Raw genomic sequence first — 24,407 nt, 5'->3', positions numbered from 1 at the left:
TTAGTGCAGCATTTAAGTATATAATACCCGCCATAAAACCGGACATAAGTCCGCTATTTTTAAAATACATTACTGAGGAGTATTTATGACTGTTGGCATTATTATGGGTTCTAAATCAGATTGGCCAACCATGGAACACGCCGCCCTTATGCTAGAAAAATTTGGCATTGAGTATGAAACTAAAGTGGTTTCTGCCCACCGCACTCCTCAATTACTTGCCGATTACGCAAGTTCAGCCGCAGAACGCGGTATTAAAGTTATTATTGCAGGCGCAGGTGGCGCGGCGCACTTACCGGGAATGGCGGCAGCGTTTACATCTCTGCCAGTTTTAGGCGTACCCGTTAAATCTAAAGCGCTAAACGGTGTAGACTCTCTGTTATCTATTTGCCAAATGCCAAAAGGTGTTGCGGTAGGTACCCTTGCTATTGGTGAGCCCGGTGCTGCAAACGCAGGTTTATTAGCGGCACAAATTTTAGGATGTCAAAACCCAGAAATCTTCGCAAAAATCGAAGCGTTCCGTAAAGAACAAACTGAGACTGTTTTAGCTAACCCAAATCCTGCAGAGTGATCATGAATATTTTAATTTTAGGGGCAGGGCAGCTAGCACGAATGATGAGCTTAGCCGGTGCACCGCTTAATTTAAATGTGGTTGCTTATGATGTAGGCAGCAAAAAGATTGTACATCCGCTTACCAATGAAGTGTACCCAACAACGCTCGAACTGGCGATAGAAAACGCTGATGCTATTACGGCCGAGTTTGAACATATTCCAGATGATGTACTTACACAGTGTTGTAATAGCAATAAGTTTTATCCGGGCAAACAAGCCATTAAAACCGGTGGCGACCGTGCGCTTGAAAAAGCGCTCCTAGATAAAACCGCGGTCGCATGCGCGCCATATCAATTAATTACAGAAAAAGCGCATCTTGAACTCGCGGTTCAAACACTTGGTAAGCCATTAGTCATTAAAACATGCCAAGCGGGTTACGATGGTAAAGGCCAATGGCGTTTAAAATCAGACGATCAAATTGAGCAAATTTGGGCTGAAATGGCTGATTTTATTGCATCAGGCACTGAGCACGCTCCGCACACCATAATTGCAGAAAAAATGATCCCGTTTGATCGTGAAGTCTCTATTATTGGTGCGCGCGATAAACACGGCCATGTTGCTATTTATCCATTAACTGAAAACAAGCACACCGAGGGTGTGTTAACGCTTTCGGTTGCAGGTAAAAACAATAATAGCCAACTAGAGCAACAAGCAATCACGGCATTTACCCGAATTGCGAATGAGCTTAACTATGTGGGTGTACTCGCCATTGAGTTTTTTGATGTGCAAGGTACATTACTGGTTAATGAAATTGCGCCGCGAGTTCATAACTCAGGCCATTGGACGCAACAAGGTGCTCATTGCTCGCAATTTGAAAACCATATGCGCGCTGTTGCCGGCTTACCTTTAGGTAGTACGCAACTTAAGCAACCGACTGCTATGATAAATGTATTAGGCCAAGCACAAATCCCTACTGATGTGTTAAAAACAGCAGATGTAACCAGCCATTGGTACGGTAAAAGTGTAAAACCTGGTCGCAAAATGGGCCACATTAATGTATCTGCTGATAATTTACAGCAATTAGGTGAACGCCTTGGTGAACTCGCAATGTGCTTACCAGAGCAAGATTACCCCGGTGTATTAGCTACCAGCAAATCGCTATTATAAGTTAAAAAACAAAGCGATAAATTGAACTTAACTTCAATATATCGCTTTACCTTCTAAAGGTTCTTTTCAATGATCCATCCAAAGTTTCGTACTATTGTGTTTGCCTTTTTTATGGCACTTTTCATGTCAGGTTTTATGTCGTTAGTTATTTCTCTATTTAATGTTGGTATGGTCGATAACATCGTATCTATCTGGCTTAAAGCGTGGTTATTTGCCTTTTGTATTGCCTTTCCAACGGTTATATTTGTTGCCCCCGTTGTCCATAAACTGACTAATAAACTCATTCGCGCTTAACGTTATGATTATCGCTAAATTACATAAACCTGTATTTATAATATTACTGGCTTTGTGCATCACTCCATTTATTGGCGCTGGTAGTGCCTTGGTTATGGGGGCGTTATTTGCGATTACCTTGGGTAACCCGTTTGCTGAGTTATCACAAAAGGCCAGTAAATGGATGCTAAAGTTGGCGGTTATGGGGCTGGGGTTTGCTGTTGATTTTAATCAGGTAATTGAGGTTGGTCGCAGCTCTTTAGTGTTAACAATTGTCAGTATTACTGCCATAATTGGACTTGGCGAAATTTTAACTCAAGTGTTTAAACTTAATCGTAACACAGGCGTGTTAATTTCCTTTGGAACCGCTATTTGTGGTGGTAGCGCTATTGCGGCCATGGCACCGGTTATAAAAGCCAAAGATCATGAAGTGGCTGTGGCTCTGGGTATCGTATTTTTACTCAATGGTGTAGGGTTATTATTATTCCCTGCAATTGGGCACTATTTTGAATTAACCCAAGAACAGTTTGGATTATGGGCTGCACTTGCAATTCATGATACCAGCAGCGTGGTAGGTGCATCGGCTACTTATGGTGCAGTGGCACTGAGCATAGCAACAACAGTGAAGCTTACTCGTGCTATGTGGATTATTCCATACACTACGCTTGCGGGTGTGTTTATGCGCTCAGATGAAAAGGCGAGTATTCCATTATTTATTGTAGGCTTTTTATTAGCCGCATTAATTAATACCTATGTGCCGTCGCTTTCATCTTATTGGGAGTTGATAAACATTGCAGCGAAGCAAATACTAGTGATGACACTGTTTTTAATTGGCAGTGGTTTGTCGTTATCGGTACTAAAGCAAGCGGGAATTAAACCGTTTTTAATGGCTGTGATTCTTTGGATCGTGGTTAGCAGTGTTATTTTATTATTAATTATAGATGGATTCATATAATGAGACATGATCTCGGTATTAAAATTATTGGTGGCTTTTTATTGTCACTGGTTTCAGCAAGCTATGTTCACGCAGAGTCATTACGGGTCGCAACGTTTAATGTCAGTATGGATGCAACCAATTACACCGCTAAAAATGAAAAAGTAAAAAGCGATGCCTTAGTTAACGCGCTGCGCTCTGACCACCAGCAAATTAAAAATATTGCTGAAATAATTCAACGCGTTCGTCCAGATGTAGTGCTTTTAAATGAATTTGACTACGTCCCTAAATCACAAGGGATAGAATACTTTAAAACCCATTACTTAAATGTAGGACAAAATGATCAAGCGGCTATCGATTATCCTTATGTTTACATTGCACCAGTTAACACAGGCTTAGCCACAGAGTTTGATTTAGACAACGATGGCAAAAAAAATGGTGTGATGGGCGATGCGCAAGGTTTTGGATTTTTTGAAGGCCACTACGCAATGGCGTTTTTGTCTCGTTACCCCATTGTTTTTGACAACATCAGAACCCTGCAAACGTTTAAGCACAAAGATTTACCGAATGTGAAAATGCCGGTAGATCCAAAAACCAATACAAATTGGTATAACGAAGAAGAATGGAATGCTTTACGTTTAAGCTCTAAATCGTTTTGGGATATACCGGTAAAAGTAAATGATAAAGTAGTTCACATGTTAGCCTCGCATCCTACGCCGCCTGTGTTTGATGGTGATGAAGACAGAAACGGCATTCGTAATCATGATGAAATTAGATTAATTGCTGATTACGTTAATAACGAAAGTTACCTGTATGACGATAACGGTAAAAAGGGCGGCCTTGCAGCAAAATCACGCTTTGTGATTTTAGGTGATCTAAATGCCGCCCCTGAGGGCGATAAAAAGCGCACAAATACAACAGATCAGTTACTTAAAAGCCCGATGATTAATGCCGGTTTTATTCCAACCAGTGAGGGCGCTAAAGAGCAATACCCACAAGCTTATGCTAAAAATTATACTGCTAATTGGCAGGCACGCGTTGATTACGTTCTGCCTTCAAATTATGGACTAACCATTAAAGATGGTGGCGTATTTTGGCCGAAAAAACAAAGCGAATTGTACCGTTTAATCAAAGATAGAAACGCATCAAGTGACCACCGTATGGTATGGCTTGATTTAACGGTTGAATAAACGGGTTACTCACCCCGATATCAGCGTTGTTTATCTTAAATAATTGCAATTATAAAGGTGCTTCTGCTTAAATACGGTTAATTATAATAACCGTCAAGAAGCACTATGATTTTTAAACTTTCATCTTCTAAAACACTTGTTGCAATGGCTGTTGCGTCAAGTGTTATGTTAGCGGGCTGTACAGCAACCGCCACAACTTCTAATGACTCAGCTATTCAAACAAATACCAAGGTTGCAAGTGTTGTTAACACACCTGCAGACATGGGTGTCTCAAAAATTACGCTTGAACAAGCGATGGCTCACCCTGATTGGATTGGACGCCAACCGCAAGGTGCATTTTGGAGTGCTGACTCAAGTACCGTTATTTACGCGCGTAAACAACAAGGTAGTGAGCTAAGAGATTTATTCACTCAAGCTGTAAACGCTCAAACAGCAGAGCAAGTGGCTTTAAATCAGCTTCACAGCGTAGGCTCAAGTAAAGCTGTTTTTTCTAACGATAAATCACTTCAAGCTTATGTGTTTGAAGGCAACATATTTATTAAAAACGTACAGTCAGGTGTAATTAAGCAAATTACGCAAAGCTCAGCCACCGAGTCAAAACCACAATTTTTAAACGATGGTAATTTAGCGTATCGCCAAGGTAATATCTTTTTTAAAGTAGATTTAACCACAGGTTTAACCCGTGAAATTGCTAATTTAAAACTGGCTGACAAACCACAAGGCGTAAAAGAGCCAACAACTTATATTGCCAAAGAACAACATAAGCTGATTGATTACATTGCACTGCAGCATAAAAACAAACAAGACAAGTATGCGCGAAATGAGCAAGTCAAAACTCAAAATAGCTCAATTGCCAACACGCATTACTATTTAGGCGATGGCAACACGGTTGATGAGGCCCAGCTTTCTCCAAATGGCGACGCGTTAATTGTGGTTGTTCAAGAAAAAAGTTCATGGCGTGGTGAAGGCGACATTATGCCTAACTACATCACTGATGATGCGACAATAGAGCCTAAAAAAGTTCGCCGTCGTGTGGCTGACGCTAAAGAGCAAACTTCTGAAATTGTTTATATTAACCTTACAGATCAAAGCCAAACTACTTTAGGGTTTAATACCTTGCCTGGTTTTGATGAAGATGTACTCGCTGAGGTTAAAAAAGAAAACTATGCCCGCGAAGGCAAAACGTATAAGTCTAAGAAACAACCGCGTGGCATTAATGTAATTTCAGACTGGGGATGGGATCAATCGCCTATCAGCTGGAACGATGATGGCAGCCAAGTGGCGATTATGCTTGAAGCGTGGGATAACAAAGATCGTTGGTTAGCCACCGTTGATTTTAAAAATAACAAACTCGTATCTCAACACCGTTTACATGACGATGCGTGGATTGCGTATGCGTTTAACGACTTTGGTTGGTTAAATGATTCAACCACGCTGTATTATTTATCGGAAGAGTCGGGGTACAGTCAGCTTTATAAAAAACCTTTAAATGGCAAGGCTACGGCTTTAACACAAGGTCAGTTTGAAGTGTCTGACTTAACCCTTACTGATGACAATAGTGCTATTTATTATAAAGCGAATATTGAGCATCCGGGTCTTTACGAAATATACCGCGTTAATCCACAAACAGGTGTTAGTGAGCAAGTAACCGACTTAAACGGTATGACGGATTACACCTTAAGCCCTGATCAATCTAAGTTATTACTTAGACATTCTAAAATCACTATGCCGACTGAACTTTATGTGGCAGAGGCTAAAGCAAACACAACCGCGACTCGTTTAACCAATACGATATCTGATGCGTTTTTAGCTAAAAAACTCACAGCGCCTAAAATTGTTGCTGTGCCATCTAGTCATACAGATCAGCCCATATACGCCAAAGTCTATTATCCCGCTGATTACCAAGAGGGTGAAACAGGCAAAACCCGCAAAGCGGTTATTTTTAACCACGGTGCAGGGTACTTGCAAAATTCACACATGGGGTGGTCTGGCTACTTCCGTGAATTTATGTTCCATTCATTACTAGCAGATGAAGGTTATGTAGTAATGGATATGGATTACCGCGCATCTAAAGGCTATGGTCGTGATTGGCGAACGGCTATTTATCGCCAAATGGGAACACCTGAAACACAAGATCTAGCCGATGGCGTAAAATGGATGGCGGATAATGCCAATGTTAATACCCAAGCGGTAGGGACTTACGGTGGCTCTTATGGTGGGTTTATGACCTTCATGGCGTTATTTACCGCACCAGACTTGTTTCAATCAGGCGCAGCGCTTCGTCCAGTGACTGATTGGGCTCATTACAACACAGGTTATACGGCTAACATTTTGAATCACCCTGATGTTGACCCGATTGCCTATGAGCGTAGTTCACCTATTTATTATGCAGAAGGGCTTAAAAAGCATTTATTAATAAATGCGCCTATGGTTGATGATAATGTGTTCTTTCAAGATTCAGTGCGTTTAGTACAGCGTTTAATAGAACTTGAAAAAGAAAACTTTGAAACAGCAATCTTCCCAGTAGAACCGCATGGTTTTGTTCAGCCTTCGAGCTGGTTAGATGAATACCGTCGAATTTATAAACTGTTTAAAGAAACGCTTTAATCGACTAAAAATAAAAACGCCACTTATGTGGCGTTTTTTTAACCGTGTTTATTATCGTTTTTGATGTGTTTTACAACCAGCGGCACAGCTAATATAACCCCACCAATTGCACCAATTAAATGCGCATCAACGGCCACCGTTGATTGAATGAGTTGACCTATTTCTGCGCTTGGACCATTAACTTGCTCAAGAATAAGTTTTATCCATACACCAATAAACAAGATATAACCTGATTTTAGCCCGACGGTGACATCTTTTATGGCCCCCCACACGATCACGCCATGCAATAGCGCACTCAGCCCTGTATAAATAATGATTGTTGGACAAAACCAATAAACACCCAAGCCACACCAAAGCGCAAGGAGTGCAATATTAAAGCTGTATTGCTTAGGTGTAGTATATTCACCGTGCAATAACCAAATAAGCGCGATACCAGCACAATTTAAACCTAGGTGTACCCAGTTAGCATGTACAAATTGGCTGGTAAATAAGCGCCATAGTTGGCCTTGTTCAATTAATGGGCGATTAAACTCAAGCTCATTGTTCATACCAAGCCATGCTAAGAGCGTACTTAATACAATTAAACACAAGGGGGGTAAAACATAACGCGGCTGAAGGGGTAAATTAAGCATTTAATGATCATTTTTTTATATTTATTTTTGCATATTGTGCCTGTTTAACTTTAAGATGCCAATTATCTTCCATGCAATTTAAGTTTAATCAGTAATTATGAATTTTAAGCTCAACTCTTTATTTGCTCTCTCTTTAAGTGCACTGTCTTTTCCTTTATTTGCACAGCAAGCAAGCCAAATTGAAACCCGTGAACCAGAAGCCGCCACAGGGGTAGTACAAAAGCAGTTAGTACCTGGCGATAAATACATGGTTGCGGCTGCAAATCCTTATGCCTCACAAGCGGGTAAGGCCATTTTAGCCCAAGGCGGAAGCGCCGTTGATGCCGCAATTGCCACCCAATTAGTGCTTACATTAGTTGAGCCGCAATCATCAGGCATTGGTGGTGGTACGTTTATGATGTATTACAACAAAGCTAACAATAAACTCACCAGTTTTGATGGTCGCGAAACAGCCCCCAGTAATGCCGATGAAAACCTGTTTTTAAATGAACATGGCAAAGCTGTTAAATGGATTGAAGCAGTTGTAGGTGGTCGCTCGGTGGGTGTACCAGGTATTTTACATGCGTTTGCCAGTGCCCATAAACAATATGGTAACTTGCCATGGGCAACGTTATTTAAGCCAGCTATTGCGCTAGCTGAACAAGGGTTTGAAGTATCTCCACGATTACATGGTTTACTCGTTAGGCAGTTAAACCCGGGTGTTATGAGTATGCCGGTCATAAATGAGTATTTTTTTCCCAATGGTGAAGTGATCAAAGTAGGCAGTATTAAAAAAAATCAGCCGCTTGCTAATTTATACAAAGACATTGCCTCACAAGGGATTGACGCTTTTTATAAAGGTGATAATGCAAAAGCCATGGTAAGTGCAGTGCAGAAATCAAAAATTGCACCGGGTAAATTATCTGAGCAAGATCTTGCTAACTACACCAGCAAAGAGCGCGCCCCTGTATGTATTAAATACCGCGTTTACAAAGTGTGCTCAATGGCACCACCTAGTAGTGGCGGTGTTGCAGTGCTACAAATTTTAGGCTTGCTTGAACACAAAGACATGGCCAATATTAAAGCTAATAGCGCAGAGGCTATTCATTACTTTAGCCAAGCATCGCGCATTGCGTTTGCCGATCGAAATAAATACATTGGCGATCCTGATTTTACCCAAGTCCCTACCGAGGAGTTATTAAACAAAGACTATATCGCCACCCGCGCAAAATTGATCACTGAAAAAGATCAAAAAGCATTTCCTGGTGATCCAGTTGATTACTTAAGCTACGCAAATGATGACTCTTTTGAACTTCCGTCTACGTCACATGTCTCGATTGTTGATAGCAAAGGCAATGCTGTTTCGATGACCAGCTCTATAGAAATGGCGTTTGGTTCGACGGTCATGGTTAATGGTTTCATTTTAAACAATCAGCTGACTGATTTTTCACTTTCGCCGCGTAAAAATGGCAAGTTAGTGGCTAACAGAGTAGAAGCCCATAAACGTCCGCGCAGCTCAATGTCACCCGTGATGGTATTTAATCAAGATGGGAGCTTACGTCTAGTGGTCGGCTCTCCTGGTGGTAGTCGCATTATTGATTATGTAGCGCAAGTTGTTATTGGCGTTTTAGATTGGGATTTGAATGCGCAACAAGCCATTAATTTACCGCGTACCACTAATCGCAACGACTACACCAGCGTAGAAAAAGGCACTGCACTTGAAGCGGTGGTACCAAAGCTTAAAAAGCGCGGCCATGATGTGCGCGTGATTGACTTAAACTCTGGGTTGCATGCGGTAGAAGTTAAAAACAACCGTTTGTATGGCGCCGCCGATCCTCGCAGGGAAGGGATGGCATTATCGGATTTAAGTAATAATAAAGCCTCATTTAAATTCTAAAACATGTATAATCAACAGCAGGTTTGCAGCTAATGTATTACCTGCTGTTATTTATGTAACAGCTTAATAGTTAATGATTATTTGATTGAAAATAGTATGTTAACTAACGTAAAAAATTAGCAAATCTAAAAATAACTGACACTGTTGTAATCATTGCACACAGCAAACGCTGGTCTAATGCCCGTTTTAATTTTTATAAACTCACAACAGCCAGCTAACATATTCACCAAATATGAGTGGCTTTATACTAAAGTAGCGCTTGTATTTGTAAATTTTCAATGGTCTGACAAGCTTAAATGTCATTGCAATTTAGCCTTTAACAATGATAATGGCAGATCATTACTTAAGATTCAGTAAAGCTTGGAAATATGACTACAAATACCGATCCAAATTATCTTTATATTCCTTATTCTGGCCCAGGCCTAATTGAAACCCCGCTATTGAATAAAGGAAGTGCTTTTAGCCAAAAAGAACGTGAAAACTTTAATCTTGCTGGTTTACTTCCTCCTCGTTACGAAACAATAGAAGAGCAAGTTGAGCGTTGTTACCAACAGTACTCAAGTTTTAACGACAACTTAAATAAGCACATTTATTTACGCGCCATTCAAGATAATAACGAAACGCTTTATTACCGTTTAGTGCGCGATCATATCGAAGAAATGATGCCTATTATCTACACCCCAACAGTGGGTGATGCCTGTGAAAAGTTTTCTGATATTTATCGCAGTGCCCGTGGTTTATTTATTTCCTATGAAGATCGCTTTCACATTGACGATATTTTACGTAATGCCACAAAAGGCAAAGTAAAAGTGATTGTTGTTACCGACGGTGAGCGTATTTTAGGCCTTGGCGACCAAGGTATTGGCGGTATGGGCATTCCAATTGGTAAACTTTCTTTGTATACCGCGTGTGGCGGTATTAGCCCAGCCTATACGTTACCGGTTATGCTCGATGTGGGAACCAATAACGAAAAATTATTAAACGACCCAATGTACATGGGTGCCCGCCATAAACGTATTGCACAAGATGAATACGATGAGTTTTTAGATTTATTCATTAAAGCAGTTAAACGTCGCTGGCCAAATGTGTTACTGCAGTTTGAAGATTTTGCTCAGCCTAATGCAATGCCATTATTAAAGCGTTACCGCAACGAAATTTGTAGCTTTAATGATGATATTCAAGGCACTGCATCGGTCACTGTGGGTTCTTTATTAGCAGCATGTCGTGTTAAAGGTGCTAAATTATCAACTCAAAAAGTTGTTTTTGTAGGCGCAGGCTCTGCAGGCTGTGGTATTGCTGAACAAATTGTTAGCACTATGGTTGCTGAGGGTATTAGTGAAGCACAGGCACGTAGCCAAGTCTTTATGGTTGACCGTTTTGGCTTATTAACTGATGGTATGCAAGGCTTACGTGACTTTCAACAAATGCTTGCACAACCAACTAGCTGCTTAGCTGATTGGACCTATAGCGGTGAATACGCGTCGTTATTAGATGTAATGCATTGTGCTGAACCAGATATTTTAATTGGTGTATCAGGCCAACCTGGTTTATTTACCGAGCAAGTCATTCGCGCTATGCATGCTAAATGTGAATCGCCAATTATTTTCCCGTTAAGTAATCCATCTAAGCAAGTTGAAGCGTATCCAGAAGATGTAATTAAATGGACCGATGGCAAAGCAATTGTTGCAACTGGCAGCCCATTCGACCCAGTTGTTTATAACGGTGTGACTTACCCAATTCCACAATGTAATAATAGTTACATATTCCCGGGTATTGGCTTAGGTGTTATTGCCGCCAAAGCAACCCGTATTACCGATGCGATGCTAATAATGTCGAGCGAAATGTTGGCTGAGTCGTCACCTTTAGCTAATACAGGTAAAGGCAGCTTACTACCGGCACTGACTGAAATTGAAACGCTTAGTAAACGTATTGCGTTTGCAGTGGCTAAAAAAGCAATTGAAGAGGGCGTAGCCCTTGAAATTTCAGACGATGCGCTGTGGGCAGCCATCGACAAAAACTACTGGTTACCAAAATACCGTAACTACAAGCGTTGCAGCATTTAATTACAGTAGAGATTAAAAAAACAGGCTTTTGCCTGTTTTTTTATGCTTGTTCATCTTTAATTAACCGCATAAGGTGTTAACTGAGGCAATCAAATTTAAAAGGATAGACTTATGAAAACGCTTTCGATTTTAACCGCCGCATTACTCAGTACATCAGCTTATGCAAGCAACGCCCCAGAAGAGCCGCATATTTATGTTAAAGGTGAAGCTTCACTAACGACGATGCCGGATCATGTTTTATTAACGGTGGGCATTACTGAAATAGATAAAGACTTAATTGCAGCAAAAAAACAAACCGATACCACTATGGCCAGTGCAATAAGTTTAGTAAAAAAACTAGGGGTAGATGATGCGGATATTAATGCCGGTCAAATTTCTATATACCGTGATAACCAATATAACCGTGAAACAGGCAAACAAGAGTTTACTGGCTTTAAAGTATCAAGAACGCTCACTATTAAACTCTCTGCAATTAATAAATACCCTGAATTACTACAGAGCTTAGTTAATAATGGCATTAATGAAATTAGACAAACGCAATTTTTAGCTAGCAACTACGATGAGCTGCATAAAAAAGCACAAAAAATGGCAATTAAACAAGCCAAAGTCGCGGCAAAAGAGCTAAGTGACGACTTTGATGTAGAGTTAAAAGGCTTATATAGCGCGTCTTTAACCCCGCTTGATATGCCATCTACACCGTACATGCGCAGTGAAAAAGTAATGATGGCAGACAGTGCACCTGATAATTATGTCCCTGATGCCTATCATGCGGGTGAAATCACTATTAGCGCGTCAAGCTATGCAATTTATTATATAGATTAGGGTTTGGTGATCTTTCAATGCCAAATAGGCGCTGCCGAGGAGCGATAACTCTTTGCCCCTCGGCAGAATAAATAGCTCTACAAAGCTTACTCGCTAATAGGTCTGTGCTGCTCAAAACGTGCCACCAACTGCTTACCTTGTAACTCACTAATTCGCACTATTGCTTGTAGCATATTTCTAATTTCTCGTCGGTCATACTCATTACAAATGTGCTGATTAATATCATCAACAATGGCACCTAAATAATTAAACACACTGTTTCGAGCTTCAACATCCTCGTTGGCAATAAACAAAATATTTTTAAATGCTTCAATAACATTGGTCATTACATAGGCATCTGCTTTGGCATAATTACGCAAAGGAGTGAAGTTATCGTGCAGTAATTCATCAAAACTGGTTTCATGAAAATAGAGCAAAGGGGCTTCTTCTGGTTGATAACACGCGTAGTTAATCGCATTAATCTTTAGGCGAGCAATCAATAAAATACTCAGCATATCAATAGCTTTAACCGCTGTGCCCGGATCGTTAATCCCAGGGCTCATTGCTTTTACAGCAATTTCAGAAATTTGGGTTAATCCATAACGGTAATGATCGCTAATGTATTCTTCTATATAAAAAATAAAGCAGTCTAAGATTTTCTCTATTAACTCTTCGTTTTCACAAATGTCTTTATTACACTTTAAGAACGGGTAGCCTTTAACGGTAAAGTAACCTTGCTTAACGGTAATAAAAAGTTCTATTTTTTCTTCAGCCAAAATAGCACACAGCTTATTTGTGTGAACCCCTTTGTAGTAACCCTCAGTAGTACTTTTTATTGAATGCCAATTTGAAAATTCAGGAAAGTTATCGACGGGGTTATCGCCTTGTTTGTTGATGATGTCTTGGATCTCTTGTTTGGTTTGTCTAAATAAACCATTTAATACGTTATCAACCTGAATTGCTTTTGAAATAGAGTGAATAAAAAAAACGAACAAGCCCAAAGAAATCAAACCAAAAATTAACGCAAAGAGTACCCCTAATGAGGGTATTGCCGTATTTCCGTTATCTAACTTATTAATATTAATGAGCATTATAATAGAATAAATAATACTGCCTAAATAAAACCCTAATACCATTTGATGCGATTTACGGGTAATAAGCCCAGGAACGACTCTGGGTGACAAGCTAGCGCTGGCCGCATTTAAAACCACCATCACCATAGAAAAACTAAATACGGTTAACGAAATAATACTACCAGCTAAGGTGCTTAATATGGTTCGTGCGTTTTCTGCACTGTCTACTAATACAAATGAGATTAATGATTTAAATTGCTCAATAGGGGCTAAGTACTCAACAGACATAGTGAGTACAGCAAAAATTAAAAACGCAACAGACAGTAGCGAGGGATAAAAGCCAATACTGTTTATTATTTCACGATAGTGATTGGTGATTTTTGTTCTTAAATACATATTATCCTTACTTATTACTATTCCAAAGTATAAATTACTCTAGCATAGTTCATGATAAAACTACTGATTTACCGCTTAACTTATGTGTTATTATTGCTGAAAAATTAAATGGACTATACTGTGATCATATCTAGCTATGCGGCCTTATTGGCCCTTTATTATATTTATTTGAGTGTTAATGTTATAAAAATACGTAAAGCCGAAGGGATTTCGTTAGGTAATGGCAGTAATACCGCGCTTGAACGTGCAACCCGAGCGCATGGTAATTTTATTGAGTACGTGCCCATTAGCTTAATTTTAGTTTTTTTATTGGAGTATCAAGGGTTAGCTAGTCATTATGTGCATGCACTAGGCGGTTTATTATTTATCAGCCGTGTTGTTCATGGTTCTGCCATTATTAACAATAATTTGAAGGCACGTGGATTGAGCATGATGATCACCTTTGCTATTGTGATAATAAGCGCGGTGTTATTACTTTTAAGTAGATAAACGATTATGCGGTTAGCTATTGTTTTTACATGTGTTTATTTTTTCAGTTCGCTGACATTATTTGCATGGGCAATAGAAAATAATAGCAAAAACACCGTTTCTAGTTTGCATGTTGTATACCCCAAAACAATGCGCAGTGGTGAAGATGAAATATTATACCCGTTAGTACTATTAAGAACAGCTCTGCAATTCAGCGGAGAAAATTTTACATTACAACCCTCAAGTATTTCGATGCCACAGAGCCGATCGTTAAAGCAAATTCTTCATAATGATGAAATAAACGTAGCTTGGACCATGACCTCTAAACAGCGTGAGCAACAATTACTACCCGTTAGAGTGCCTATATTTAAGGGGTTATATGGGTGGCGTGTTTTGGTAACTACACAGGATAAAGTGAATACCTTATTAAACATCAATACCCTTAGCGACTTTAAAAGCATACACTTTATTCAAGGGCATGATTGGCCTGACACACAAATACTGCAGGATAACGGCTTAACTGTATCGACATCAATCGAATATAGTTCGTTATTTAATATGTTGATAAAAGGCCGAGGTGATGTATTTCCTCGTTCTGTGTTAGAGGTTGAAACTGAGCTCAATACCTTTAAAGATGAAGCCGGTGCTAACCTCACGATAGTGCCACACTTATTGTTGCAATACCCTAGTGCAATCTACTTCTTTTTTAGTAAAGAAAAGCCCGAAATAGCGCAAGCGGTTGAGAAAGGCTTAGCTATTATGCGTAAAAACGGTGAGTTTGATCGTTTGTTTAAGGCTTATCATCGCAGTGCGATTAAGCATGCAGATATAAAAAATAAAATCATCATTAAATTAAAAAACAATCAGTTACCCGCATTAACACCCCTTAATGATGCATCACTTTGGTTTTCAGAAAAAGACATTTAAAACGCCATGACACAAAAAATATTTATTATTGGTTTACCACGCACTGGAACGACTAGCGTATGTAATGCATTTTTAGATTTTGGTATACCTACTGCCCATACTGCTTACACTAACGCTTGTTTTGAAAATGCGGTGGCTATCGCAGACACCCCCATATTTAACGATTATCAAACATTAGATAAATATTACCCAGGTTCTAAATTTGTATATTTAAAGCGAGAACTTAATGCGTGGTTGCCTTCAATCAAACAGCTTTTACTGCGTATGCATACTAATTTAACGCGTGCTGATGGGGGCTTTAATATTCATTTAAAGCGTTGTTACTTAAATACGTTTAGTGATTTTTCACTCGAAAACATTAATCAGGATGAATATTTAACTAATTGTTATAACACTCATTTTAATAGTGCCAATAGTTATTTTGCCGACCGGCCTAATGATTTTTTGACCATTGATATAGCAAATCCCGAGAGTTTTAATAAGCTATGTGAGTTTTTAAATATTACCAGCAGCTTAGCTGGCTTTGAAAAAATGAACATGGGCGGTAAAGTCACTGCATGGAATGATATAAAGCACCCATTAAAAATTGAGTCGACGGCGAAAGGGCGGATTGATAAGTTTTTGCCTTATGAAAGTTAAATTTAAATCGCGATCAAAGATTTTTATTTTTAAATACGCTAAAATCCACGCATTATTTTATAAGTTGTATCCCTATGTTTGAATTAAAATACCACACGCCATTTGAATGGACCGAAGTTGTTTTAGCTGACTTCGAAACCTTTTTACAAGACCACGCTGCTGCTGAGAAAAAAGCATCTGGCATGGCTATGTCAATGCTTTCACATTATCCGGATAAGCGTAAATTAGTTAAAGCCATGACTGACTTAGCTCTTGAAGAGTTAATTCATTTTAAACAAGTACTTAAACTATTAATTGAACGCGATACTAATTTGGGTGATGATAAAAAAGATCCATACATTAAACAAATTCGTGCACACTTTAGGCATGGTCGTGACGGTTTTTTAATGGACAGACTATTAGTAGGTGGGGTAATTGAGGCGAGGGGACATGAACGTTTTTCTTTAGTTGCCGAGGCACTACCTGAAGGAAAAGAAAAAGATTTTTATGTCGCAATTGCTAAATCAGAAGAAAAACATAAAAATTTATTTGTGGAACTCGCCTACGAATACTTTGATAAGCAAGAAGTTGACGAACGCTTAGACGAGTTACTAACAATAGAAGCCGAAATTTGTAAAAACATTCCTTTTACAGCGGCTCTTCATTAAAAATTACGGTATGTTGTTTTAAAAGCAAAAGCAACATACCAACTTTTCAATTTATAACTGCTCCCTTCATACTAATTAAACAATCAAATAAACCCTATGTAGATCAACTTTACTGCGCTTACTTTACACAGCCTACTCATAAACAGCTATTATGAATTATTAAAGTTTAGCTTATCGAAGGATGTGAACCGATGCAGCCAATTAAACACATTGCCGTATTAACCTCAGGGGGCGATGCGCCTGGGATGAACACCGCATTATTTGCCATAGTAAAAACCGCTCAACAACACGGAATAAAAGTGTCGGGCGTTCGAAAAGGGTTTGAGGGTTTAATTGATAATGACTTAGTGACACTTGATTGCAAAAACCTACAACAAACCATGCACTTAGGTGGTACTGTGTTAAAAACAGCGCGTAGTGAAAGATTTAGAGGTGATGCCGGTAGAAATCAAGCACTAGCCACAATTGAACATAATAATATTGACGCTTTAATTGTGATAGGTGGAGATGGTTCATTTAGAGGGTGTTTATGGTTATCACAAATTACTGACATACCGTATATAGGCATTCCAGGCACTATTGATAATGATATTGCGGGTACAGATTACACCTTAGGGTTTGATACCGCAGTAAACACATCAATGCAATGTATTGATAATATTAGAGATACTGCAGAATCACATAATAGGGTGTTTGTTATTGAAGTAATGGGACGTGATTCTGGTTATATTGGCACTTATGCCGGTTTAACCTCTGGCGCCGATTCAATATTAATACCTGAAAGTGATGAAGACATAACTTATTTAGTGAATAAAATTAGCGATTATCACAGCGAGCATGCTTTTATTGTGGTGGTATCTGAAGGTGATGAAATTGGCGTTGAGCATATATGTGAGAAAATAAGTACCGTTAATCCCAGTATAGATTTGCGCGTAACTAAGCTAGGGCACTTACAACGCGGCGGTAATCCATCTGCAGCGGATCGTATGTTAGCAATAAGATTATGCGTACACAGTGTTAAGGCTTTATGTGCTGGAGAAAGCGCTAAAATGGTGGGTATTTTAAATAACAAAGTATCAAATACTCCTATGCAAGATGTTGTAAAACAACATGTTATAAATAAAGAGCTGCAAGGGCTGTTATCTGTATTTTCCCGCTAACAATGAATTAAAGAGGAATAATGACCAATGCGAGATAATAAAAACTCTAAAATGACGATTATTAAAGGTATTACAATAAGTTTTTTATTTGCCGGTTCAACAGTCGTATTGGCCAAAGATGATTGTGCAGATTTAACAGGGTGTGCGAAAAAAGCCTGTGAAGTTAACCACCAGTTATTAACTGCAAAACGCCAAGGTAATTCACACCAAGTTGCAGGTCTTAATAAAGCACTCAATAATATAAACGAATACTGCACCCAGGATGGATTAAAAGCAGAGTTACAACAAAAAATAGATGATACCAATAGCGAAATTGAAGAATATAAAACCGATCTTAAAAAAGCTAAGCGTCAAGGTAAGCATGACAAAGTTGAAAAGTATCAGCAAAAACTAAACGACGAAACTAAACAGCTTAAGCAATTAATTGATGAGCTAAATAGTTTGATTAATTAAAATGTCATTACAGCGTTTTTATATTTAATAAAGTAGAGCATATTACTATAAATAAATAATGTGCGAATAAAAGGGCTAAAATACCATGTTTATAAGTGACGTAATTGCCGACAGTTACTTTGCTTAAGTACATATATATGCTATTTAACATAATATAAATTATAGGTAGTTATATATCTATATATAAGCAGCGGTCTATTTTAAAAGCTACAAGCTCACTAAGTCCAATACTAGACGGTATCGGACATTATGTGGCTTTAAACAACTATTATGGTTATTCATAGTTATCACCTTGAGGTTCCTTAATGCTTAGCTTAATATTAAAGCACAAGCCGTAAAAAACATTGAAGTATTCATATGGAATTTGTACGCCCACTCGAACCAATTTTAATTATTGATGATGTTAAACAGATCCGCGCTGATTTAAGCCAAGTATTAGCCGGTTTAGGTTTTGATGACATTATTGAGTGCGATAATTTTAATTGTGCTAAACCTCTGCTTATTGAAAAATCACCCAACGTTATATTCTTAGATGTTGATTTACCTGATTCTGAAAGCATTGAAATTTTAGAGTCAATTAACAACGAACACCCTCATGCACATGTTGTTATGTGTTCAGGCCACAATAGCTTTGAAACAGTGCAAAATACCTGGGAGCTAGGCGCAAAAGAATTTATAGCTAAGCCCTTTAACGCGCAAAAAGTTGATGCGGTAATGAAACGTTTAGAACTCATAGATTAAAGGAAATTATGCAGCACATTGTTACGACAATAATTGATGACCTATCTACCGTTATATTTGGTAAACAACAACAAATAAAATTAGCGTTAGCCTGTTTATTTAGTGAAGGCCATTTACTAATTGAAGACTTACCCGGCATGGGAAAAACCACTTTGTCGCATGCATTAGCTGCAGTACTGGGGTTATCGTATCAGCGTATACAATTTACCAGCGATTTATTGCCCGCTGATATTATTGGCACCAATATATTTAATAATAATGAACATAGTTTTTCATTTCATAAAGGCCCAATTTTCAGCCAAGTGGTGCTCGCTGATGAAATAAATCGCGCGGGTCCTAAAACACAAAGTGCTTTATTGGAGGCGATGGAAGAGCATCAAGTAACAGTAGATGGAGACAAGTACCCGCTCCCTACTCCATTTTTTGTAATTGCGACTCAAAATCCATTATATCAGGCAGGTACATACCCGTTACCAGAATCACAACTAGATCGTTTTTTAATGCGAATAAGTTTAGGGTTTCCACCTAAAGATGCAGAAAAACGGTTACTGTTAAATAATCTAAAACGTGATTATTCGCAGTTACCGCAGCGAATTGAACAACATCAACTTAAGCAAATTCAAGATGCTATATCAAATATCACGCTAAGTTCGCCGGTGGTTGATTATATAATTGAGTTAGTGACTTATACTCGTGAGTCTCAAACATTAACGACTTCGCTTTCCCCAAGAGCCAGTATGGCACTGGCTAAATCGGCCAAAGCGTGGGCTTATATTGAAGGCCGTGATTATGTACTACCCGAAGATGTACAGGCTGTATTTTCAAGTGTGTGTCAGCATCGATTAGGTTTACATAGTGATGCGGGCGATACACAAATAGCGGCCATTTTAAAACATGTTTTAGTGCCCGTTTAGGTAAATGCGTATTTATAAATTTAAGCGCCCTACTTTTATTCACGATATAAAAAGCGCGATTTTAACTGCCTTATTAAAAAATAAGCACAAAAAAAATAGCATCACCTTAAAACATAATACTATTTATGTTTTACCATCCACGCTTGGCGTTTACTTTAGCGTTGTTGCATCATTAAATTTTGTAATGGGGATTAATTATCAAAATAATTTAATTCTGTTTATGGCTTATTTAATGTTTGTAATTATAATTTTTGCATTGTTATTGGGCTACAGTAATGCCAGAGGTTTAACTGTCAGCTTTAAATACGCCATTGACAGTTTTGCGCCTCAGACACCACAGCTAGTTTGGCAAATAGAAGCCGATGATCCTTGCCAATCCATTACATTGAGTTACCCCAAGGATTTAAAAAATGCGTGTTACATTACGCGCGTTAAAAATGAAGTAATAAAATGCCAATTATCATTACCTTACACCAAGCGAGGCTGTTACAAGTTAAAGCCAATAAAAATTGCCAGTAATTACCCCTTTGGTTTAGTCAGTGTGTGGAGTTATATACAACCGAATAAAGCAGTGTATGTTTATCCGTCAATAATTAAAACAACAAATCAAAAACACCAAAACTTAGTTGCAAATAATACCGATGAAGGTACTGAAAAACATAAAGGTGATGATGAATTTGAAAGTTTAATTACTCATTTACCAGAAATGGGGTTACAGCGAATATCATGGAAGCACTATGCAAAAACACAGCAATTACTTGTAAAACAATTTAGTGATTTTAAATCAGCCGATGCACAATTCGATTTTAATTTAGTCACGGGCGATACCGAACAGCGTTTAGGGCAACTCTGTTTTTTAGTTTGCCAAGCATTTGAAAGTGACATTAATTATTCTTTAAAACTTCCCAATAAATTAATCACCACCAATTCAGGCAAGCTGCATCATCAGCGCTGTTTACAAGCGTTAAGCCAAGTCGGTGATGATAATGAATAAGATTAAAAACCATCGTGTTATTAACTTTGCTCTATCGTTTATATACTTAGGGCTAGTCAGTTTTTTTACAGAGCACTTACCCCTGCCCTTTATTGCAATGCTTAGCGTGTTATGTGGCTGGAATGTTTATTTAACAGTTAAGCAAAAGCAAAAACCCAACGCGTGGTTTGCTAATGGATTTGCCGCCATTGCATTAATTATTATGCTAAGCAGCATAGGCTTTAAAGATACCGTTGTATTGTTTGTAGCCATGCTGTTATTGTCGTGTGTTTTTAAATTATTGCAGGCAAAATCAAAACAGCATTACCAATTGATCATTACCCTTACGTTCTTTTCACTCTCAGCGGTGTATCTGTTTAGCCAAACCATTTTTACTACCTTAGTTATAAGCACTTTATATATTATAAACTTTGCGGTCCTAGGGTTATTAGAGTCTAGTCATAGCTTAAAACTCTCTTCAAAACAAAGTGCTAAAATTATGCTACTGGCTTTTCCTTTAGCCGTAATACTTTTATTATTTTTACCTAAACTTCCGGCATTTTGGCAACTACCTGGTCCAAAAATGGCACAAACAGGATTATCTGAACAAGTCGATCCGTTTGATATAGCAAAGTTATCAAATTCTGATGAACTGGTATTTAGAGCAAAATTTAATGGTACACCACCCCCTACGCCCTATTATTGGCGCGCTATTGTACATGATGAATTTGATGGTGCAGCCTGGAAAACATCCTCCTTTTTAAAGCAAGCGTTGATATTACCCGCTAAAAAAAGTACGAGTGAAAATGAGGCTCAGTATACGGTCATAGCTGAGCCTGCTATTTCAGATTGGCTATATGGGCTTGGTTTTTCAAGCAGTGAAAGCCCCAATGTTATTGCCAATACTTTAGGTTTATTACGTAAACAACAATATAAATCCAAGGTTTTACAATATGCAGTTAATAGTGAACCGTTATCTAGTACATCGCTTAATAAGTCCCAACAGCGGTTTTATAGCCAATTAACTGTTAGTAATAATCAAAAATCTCAGCAGTTAGCGCAACAATTAAAAAATAATAGCGCCAATGCTGATGAATTTTTTAATCGACTTTTAAGCTATTTTTCAAAAAATGAATTTAGCTATACACTTACACCCACCCCCATGCGCGGCGAAAATACGCTCGATCAGTTTATGTTTGATAATAAACGCGGTTTTTGCGGGCATTATGCCAGTGCCGCCGCCTTTATTTTTAGAAGTGCAGGTATTCCTGCGCGTGTTGTCAGTGGCTATTTAGGAGGCGAGCTAAATAAAAACAGTGATTATATGACTATTCGTCAATACGATGCGCATGCCTGGGTTGAAGTATATACCGGTGCCGGTTGGAGAGAATTTGATGCCACAGCGGTTGTCGCACCCGAGCGGTTAAACGGCTCCTTGTCACAAAGTAACACCCTTAATGACGAATTTAAAAATAATATTAGCTTTGGACTCGTTAGTTTAAGTAACTATGCCGCCATTAATTGGCTTAGACTTGAATTAGAAAACTTAGATTATCAATGGTCTAGTTGGGTACTTGGGTTTGATAAAGACAAACAACAAGATTTATTTGCTACCTTATTTGGTAATAAGTTTATTTGGCTGGTGCCACTTGGGGTTATTATTATTTTAATTTTGAGTTTTACGGCTTACTTTATTTATTTAAACAGACCTAAAGCCTCAACAAAACAACCGCCACTGGTCAATGAGTATTATGAAATTATTCGTTGGGCTAATAAACATGCGATTAGCTATCCTGAAAATGTCACACCAACCCAAACTTTAGAACACATTAGCAACCAAGCGCCCCATGCAGAGCAACAAATAACCGCTTTTTGTGAGTTATTTAAGCAAGTGCGCTATGCAAGGCACCCATTTACTAAAGAACGTAAAAATCAGGCTAAAGATCTGATAAAATTAATTAAATCTACAAAACAGAGAAATCTATGAACGCAGTAATTATCGGCGTTATTTTAATGCTTGGACTCACTTTAGTCCGTGTAAATGTGATTGTTGCAATGACGATAAGTGCACTGGTTGCCGGATTAACCGCTGGCATGGGATTGAAAGAAAGCATCGATGCATTTAATTCAGGATTATCGTCAGGTGCCGAGATTGCTTTAAGTTATGCTATGTTGGGCGCATTTGCCGTGGCAATTTCTAAGTCAGGCCTAACACGTATTTTAGCCGCGAAGTTATTGGCAAAAGTTAACGCACAAACTGGCTCAAGCGAAAGCCTGCTCAGCTATTTTATCCTGTTTATTATTTTGATTTGTGCTATTTCATCACAAAATTTAGTCCCTGTTCATATTGCGTTTATTCCTATTTTAATCCCGCCGCTATTAGTGGTGTTTAACAAATTGCGATTAGACAGACGCGCCATTGCTTGTATTTTAACCTTTGGTTTAGCCACCTCGTATATGGTACTCCCTTATGGGTTTGGTGGAATTTATTTATACTCAATATTACATAAAAACCTAGTGGATAATGGTCTTGAAATAGTCAATACCAGCGTACCTTTGGCGATGATTATTCCAGCTATTGGCATGTTCGTGGGGTTGTTAATTGCGCTGTTTATTACTTATAGAAAACGCCGAGAATATAAAAATACCGCCCTTACCGTTGAGAGTAAACAAACAGAAATTGATAACCCCAAAAAAGTAATGATGGTTGGTTTATTTGCTGTTGTTGCGTCGTTAATTGCTCAAAATGCCAGTGGCTCTATGATATTAGGCGGCCTAGTTGGTGTGGTTATATTTAGTATATTCGGTGTGGTTAAGTGGGAAGAAAACGGCGACGTATTTAGTAAAGGCGTGGCAATGATGGCCATGATTGGTTTTATTATGATCTCAGCACAAGGCTTTGCCGCGGTCATGAAAGAAACTGGGCACGTAGCCAGCTTAGTTCACAGTAGCGCCGCTATTTTTGATGGTAATAAGCCGATGGCTGCGGCTGTAATTTTATTAGTCGGCTTATTTATAACGATGGGAATTGGCAGCTCGTTTTCAACGGTACCTATTATTGCCACCTTATTTGTTCCTTTATGTTTAGAGCTAAACTTTTCCGTTATGGCAACCGCTGCACTTGTTGGTACTGCTGGCGCATTAGGTGATGCCGGCTCCCCTGCATCTGATTCTACATTAGGGCCAACTTCCGGCCTTAATGCTGATGGTCAGCACGACCATATTTGGGATTCGGTTGTTCCAACTTTTATTCACTTTAATTTACCGCTATTGGTATTCGGCTGGATAGCCGCCATGGTACTTTAATTTTTAAAAGGTGTGCTTTGTGCACGCCTTTTTATTTTGAAATTTACACCCTCCTTTTTACTCTTTATCTCAAACAAACATTAATGCTAAGTTTGTAGCACTAAGAAATAAAGTATGATGTGTTCTCAATGGGTTTTAATATAAGCACCAAACTAGGTGCTTATATTAATTTATTATATCGCGTTATAACTCAAAGCCATGTAGCATTTTATCGCATACTACCGGTGTTGGTCTGTGATTATCATCCACGGCAACAAAGGTAAAACTACCCGTAATAGCAGAATGCTTATTATCTTTGTGCATGGTTTCTAGGAATATTTCAACATCTACCTTTAGGCTGGTATTCCCTACATGCGACACTTTTGAGATTAATTCGGCAAATGAACCTGCTGGAATAGCCTCTTTAAAATCTACCCTATCAGATGAAATAGTCACTAATGGCTTACGGCAAAAACGGGTAGCTGCTATAAAAGCAACCTCATCCATCCACGCTAATGCATCACCACCAAATAGCGTATTGTGGTGATTAGTACGCCCAGGAAATACCGCTTTTGTAACCGATGTGGTCGAATCTTTTATACGCTGCGCAATAATTGCTTCGCGCTCTACTTGAGTCAT

The 24,407-nt window shown here is 38.7% G+C and carries 23 protein-coding genes; 20 read left to right on the top strand and 3 right to left on the bottom strand.

Features of this window, described 5'->3' with window-relative positions; translation table 11 throughout:
* The first annotated feature begins 85 nt into the window (after window positions 1-85).
* From purE to AAGD16_RS07695, 6 genes are all read left to right on the top strand, one after another.
* Complete coding sequence (purE, locus tag AAGD16_RS07720) at window positions 86-568, top strand: 5-(carboxyamino)imidazole ribonucleotide mutase (protein WP_013464946.1); 483 nt, start codon at window positions 86-88, stop codon at window positions 566-568.
* A gap of 2 nt (window positions 569-570) precedes the next feature.
* A complete protein-coding gene (locus AAGD16_RS07715; protein WP_377111102.1) occupies window positions 571-1,716 on the top strand; it encodes a 5-(carboxyamino)imidazole ribonucleotide synthase in 1,146 nt (381 codons plus the stop codon).
* Between the two features lie 69 nt (window positions 1,717-1,785).
* Entirely contained in the window at window positions 1,786-2,010 is a 225-nt protein-coding gene (locus AAGD16_RS07710; protein ID WP_013464944.1) for a DUF2798 domain-containing protein, read from the top strand.
* Between the two features lie 4 nt (window positions 2,011-2,014).
* Window positions 2,015-2,944, top strand: coding sequence for a YeiH family protein (locus AAGD16_RS07705; RefSeq protein WP_016900350.1), 930 nt, complete (start codon window positions 2,015-2,017; stop codon window positions 2,942-2,944).
* The gene (locus tag AAGD16_RS07700; RefSeq protein ID WP_377111101.1) at window positions 2,944-4,113 is read left to right on the top strand and encodes an endonuclease/exonuclease/phosphatase family protein; all 1,170 of its coding nucleotides are present in this window, start codon (window positions 2,944-2,946) and stop codon (window positions 4,111-4,113) included. The genes AAGD16_RS07705 and AAGD16_RS07700 overlap by 1 nt, the downstream gene beginning before the upstream one ends.
* 105 nt (window positions 4,114-4,218) lie before the next feature.
* Window positions 4,219-6,720 (top strand): prolyl oligopeptidase family serine peptidase, encoded by a 2,502-nt coding sequence (locus tag AAGD16_RS07695; protein WP_377111100.1) that lies wholly within the window; start codon window positions 4,219-4,221, stop codon window positions 6,718-6,720.
* Window positions 6,721-6,758: 38 nt separating this feature from the next.
* Here AAGD16_RS07695 and rrtA read toward each other — a convergent pair whose 3' ends face one another.
* A complete protein-coding gene (gene rrtA, locus AAGD16_RS07690; protein ID WP_058154611.1) occupies window positions 6,759-7,352 on the bottom strand; it encodes a rhombosortase in 594 nt (197 codons plus the stop codon).
* 97 nt (window positions 7,353-7,449) lie between these two features.
* On the opposite strand from rrtA, the gene ggt reads away from it, so the two are divergent.
* The 3 genes from ggt to AAGD16_RS07675 all read left to right on the top strand — a co-directional run bounded on the left by ggt (window position 7,450) and on the right by AAGD16_RS07675 (window position 12,113).
* Window positions 7,450-9,228, top strand: coding sequence for a gamma-glutamyltransferase (gene ggt / locus AAGD16_RS07685; protein WP_377111098.1), 1,779 nt, complete (start codon window positions 7,450-7,452; stop codon window positions 9,226-9,228).
* A gap of 368 nt (window positions 9,229-9,596) precedes the next feature.
* Complete coding sequence (locus AAGD16_RS07680; protein WP_028835240.1) at window positions 9,597-11,291, top strand: NAD-dependent malic enzyme; 1,695 nt, start codon at window positions 9,597-9,599, stop codon at window positions 11,289-11,291.
* Window positions 11,292-11,402: 111 nt separating this feature from the next.
* Window positions 11,403-12,113 (top strand): SIMPL domain-containing protein, encoded by a 711-nt coding sequence (locus tag AAGD16_RS07675; RefSeq protein ID WP_377114737.1) that lies wholly within the window; start codon window positions 11,403-11,405, stop codon window positions 12,111-12,113.
* Window positions 12,114-12,199: 86 nt separating this feature from the next.
* Here AAGD16_RS07675 and AAGD16_RS07670 read toward each other — a convergent pair whose 3' ends face one another.
* The gene (locus tag AAGD16_RS07670) at window positions 12,200-13,561 is read right to left on the bottom strand and encodes a DUF2254 domain-containing protein (protein ID WP_028835242.1); all 1,362 of its coding nucleotides are present in this window, start codon (window positions 13,559-13,561) and stop codon (window positions 12,200-12,202) included.
* 120 nt (window positions 13,562-13,681) lie between these two features.
* Between AAGD16_RS07670 and AAGD16_RS07665 the strand changes: the two genes are divergently transcribed.
* The 11 genes from AAGD16_RS07665 to AAGD16_RS07615 all read left to right on the top strand — a co-directional run bounded on the left by AAGD16_RS07665 (window position 13,682) and on the right by AAGD16_RS07615 (window position 23,789).
* Window positions 13,682-14,050 carry an MAPEG family protein gene (locus AAGD16_RS07665; RefSeq protein WP_033103449.1) on the top strand — a complete coding sequence of 123 codons (369 nt, stop codon included), beginning with the start codon at window positions 13,682-13,684 and terminating at the stop codon, window positions 14,048-14,050.
* Window positions 14,051-14,056: 6 nt separating this feature from the next.
* Window positions 14,057-14,956 carry a hypothetical protein gene (locus AAGD16_RS07660; protein WP_377114734.1) on the top strand — a complete coding sequence of 300 codons (900 nt, stop codon included), beginning with the start codon at window positions 14,057-14,059 and terminating at the stop codon, window positions 14,954-14,956.
* 6 nt (window positions 14,957-14,962) lie between these two features.
* Window positions 14,963-15,595: a sulfotransferase gene (locus tag AAGD16_RS07655; RefSeq protein ID WP_377114731.1), complete on the top strand. Its 633-nt coding sequence runs from the start codon at window positions 14,963-14,965 to the stop codon at window positions 15,593-15,595.
* A 74-nt stretch (window positions 15,596-15,669) separates the two neighbouring features.
* Complete coding sequence (locus tag AAGD16_RS07650; protein WP_013464932.1) at window positions 15,670-16,242, top strand: tRNA-(ms[2]io[6]A)-hydroxylase; 573 nt, start codon at window positions 15,670-15,672, stop codon at window positions 16,240-16,242.
* Between the two features lie 191 nt (window positions 16,243-16,433).
* Window positions 16,434-17,402: an ATP-dependent 6-phosphofructokinase gene (locus AAGD16_RS07645; protein ID WP_377114728.1), complete on the top strand. Its 969-nt coding sequence runs from the start codon at window positions 16,434-16,436 to the stop codon at window positions 17,400-17,402.
* Window positions 17,403-17,429: 27 nt separating this feature from the next.
* Window positions 17,430-17,855, top strand: a complete 426-nt coding sequence (locus AAGD16_RS07640) for a DUF1090 domain-containing protein (protein WP_377114725.1) — start codon at window positions 17,430-17,432, stop codon at window positions 17,853-17,855.
* A gap of 357 nt (window positions 17,856-18,212) precedes the next feature.
* Window positions 18,213-18,596, top strand: coding sequence for a response regulator (locus AAGD16_RS07635; RefSeq protein ID WP_013464929.1), 384 nt, complete (start codon window positions 18,213-18,215; stop codon window positions 18,594-18,596).
* Window positions 18,597-18,604: 8 nt separating this feature from the next.
* Complete coding sequence (locus AAGD16_RS07630; RefSeq protein ID WP_028835247.1) at window positions 18,605-19,510, top strand: MoxR family ATPase; 906 nt, start codon at window positions 18,605-18,607, stop codon at window positions 19,508-19,510.
* 4 nt (window positions 19,511-19,514) lie between these two features.
* Window positions 19,515-20,504: a DUF58 domain-containing protein gene (locus AAGD16_RS07625; protein ID WP_377114720.1), complete on the top strand. Its 990-nt coding sequence runs from the start codon at window positions 19,515-19,517 to the stop codon at window positions 20,502-20,504.
* Entirely contained in the window at window positions 20,497-22,470 is a 1,974-nt protein-coding gene (locus tag AAGD16_RS07620) for a DUF3488 and DUF4129 domain-containing transglutaminase family protein (protein ID WP_377114717.1), read from the top strand. The genes AAGD16_RS07625 and AAGD16_RS07620 overlap by 8 nt, the downstream gene beginning before the upstream one ends.
* Complete coding sequence (locus tag AAGD16_RS07615) at window positions 22,467-23,789, top strand: Na+/H+ antiporter family protein (protein WP_377114714.1); 1,323 nt, start codon at window positions 22,467-22,469, stop codon at window positions 23,787-23,789. The genes AAGD16_RS07620 and AAGD16_RS07615 overlap by 4 nt, the downstream gene beginning before the upstream one ends.
* A gap of 183 nt (window positions 23,790-23,972) precedes the next feature.
* Here AAGD16_RS07615 and AAGD16_RS07610 read toward each other — a convergent pair whose 3' ends face one another.
* On the bottom strand, window positions 23,973-24,407 hold the full coding sequence (locus tag AAGD16_RS07610; protein ID WP_008114650.1) for an acyl-CoA thioesterase: 435 nt from the start codon (window positions 24,405-24,407) through the stop codon (window positions 23,973-23,975).

This window comes from Pseudoalteromonas sp. M58 (genome assembly GCF_042604605.1).
Lineage (GTDB): Bacteria > Pseudomonadota > Gammaproteobacteria > Enterobacterales > Alteromonadaceae > Pseudoalteromonas > Pseudoalteromonas tetraodonis.
The sequence above is the reverse complement of the archived record's forward strand: the minus strand, read 5'-3'. Positions and strand labels throughout refer to the sequence as shown.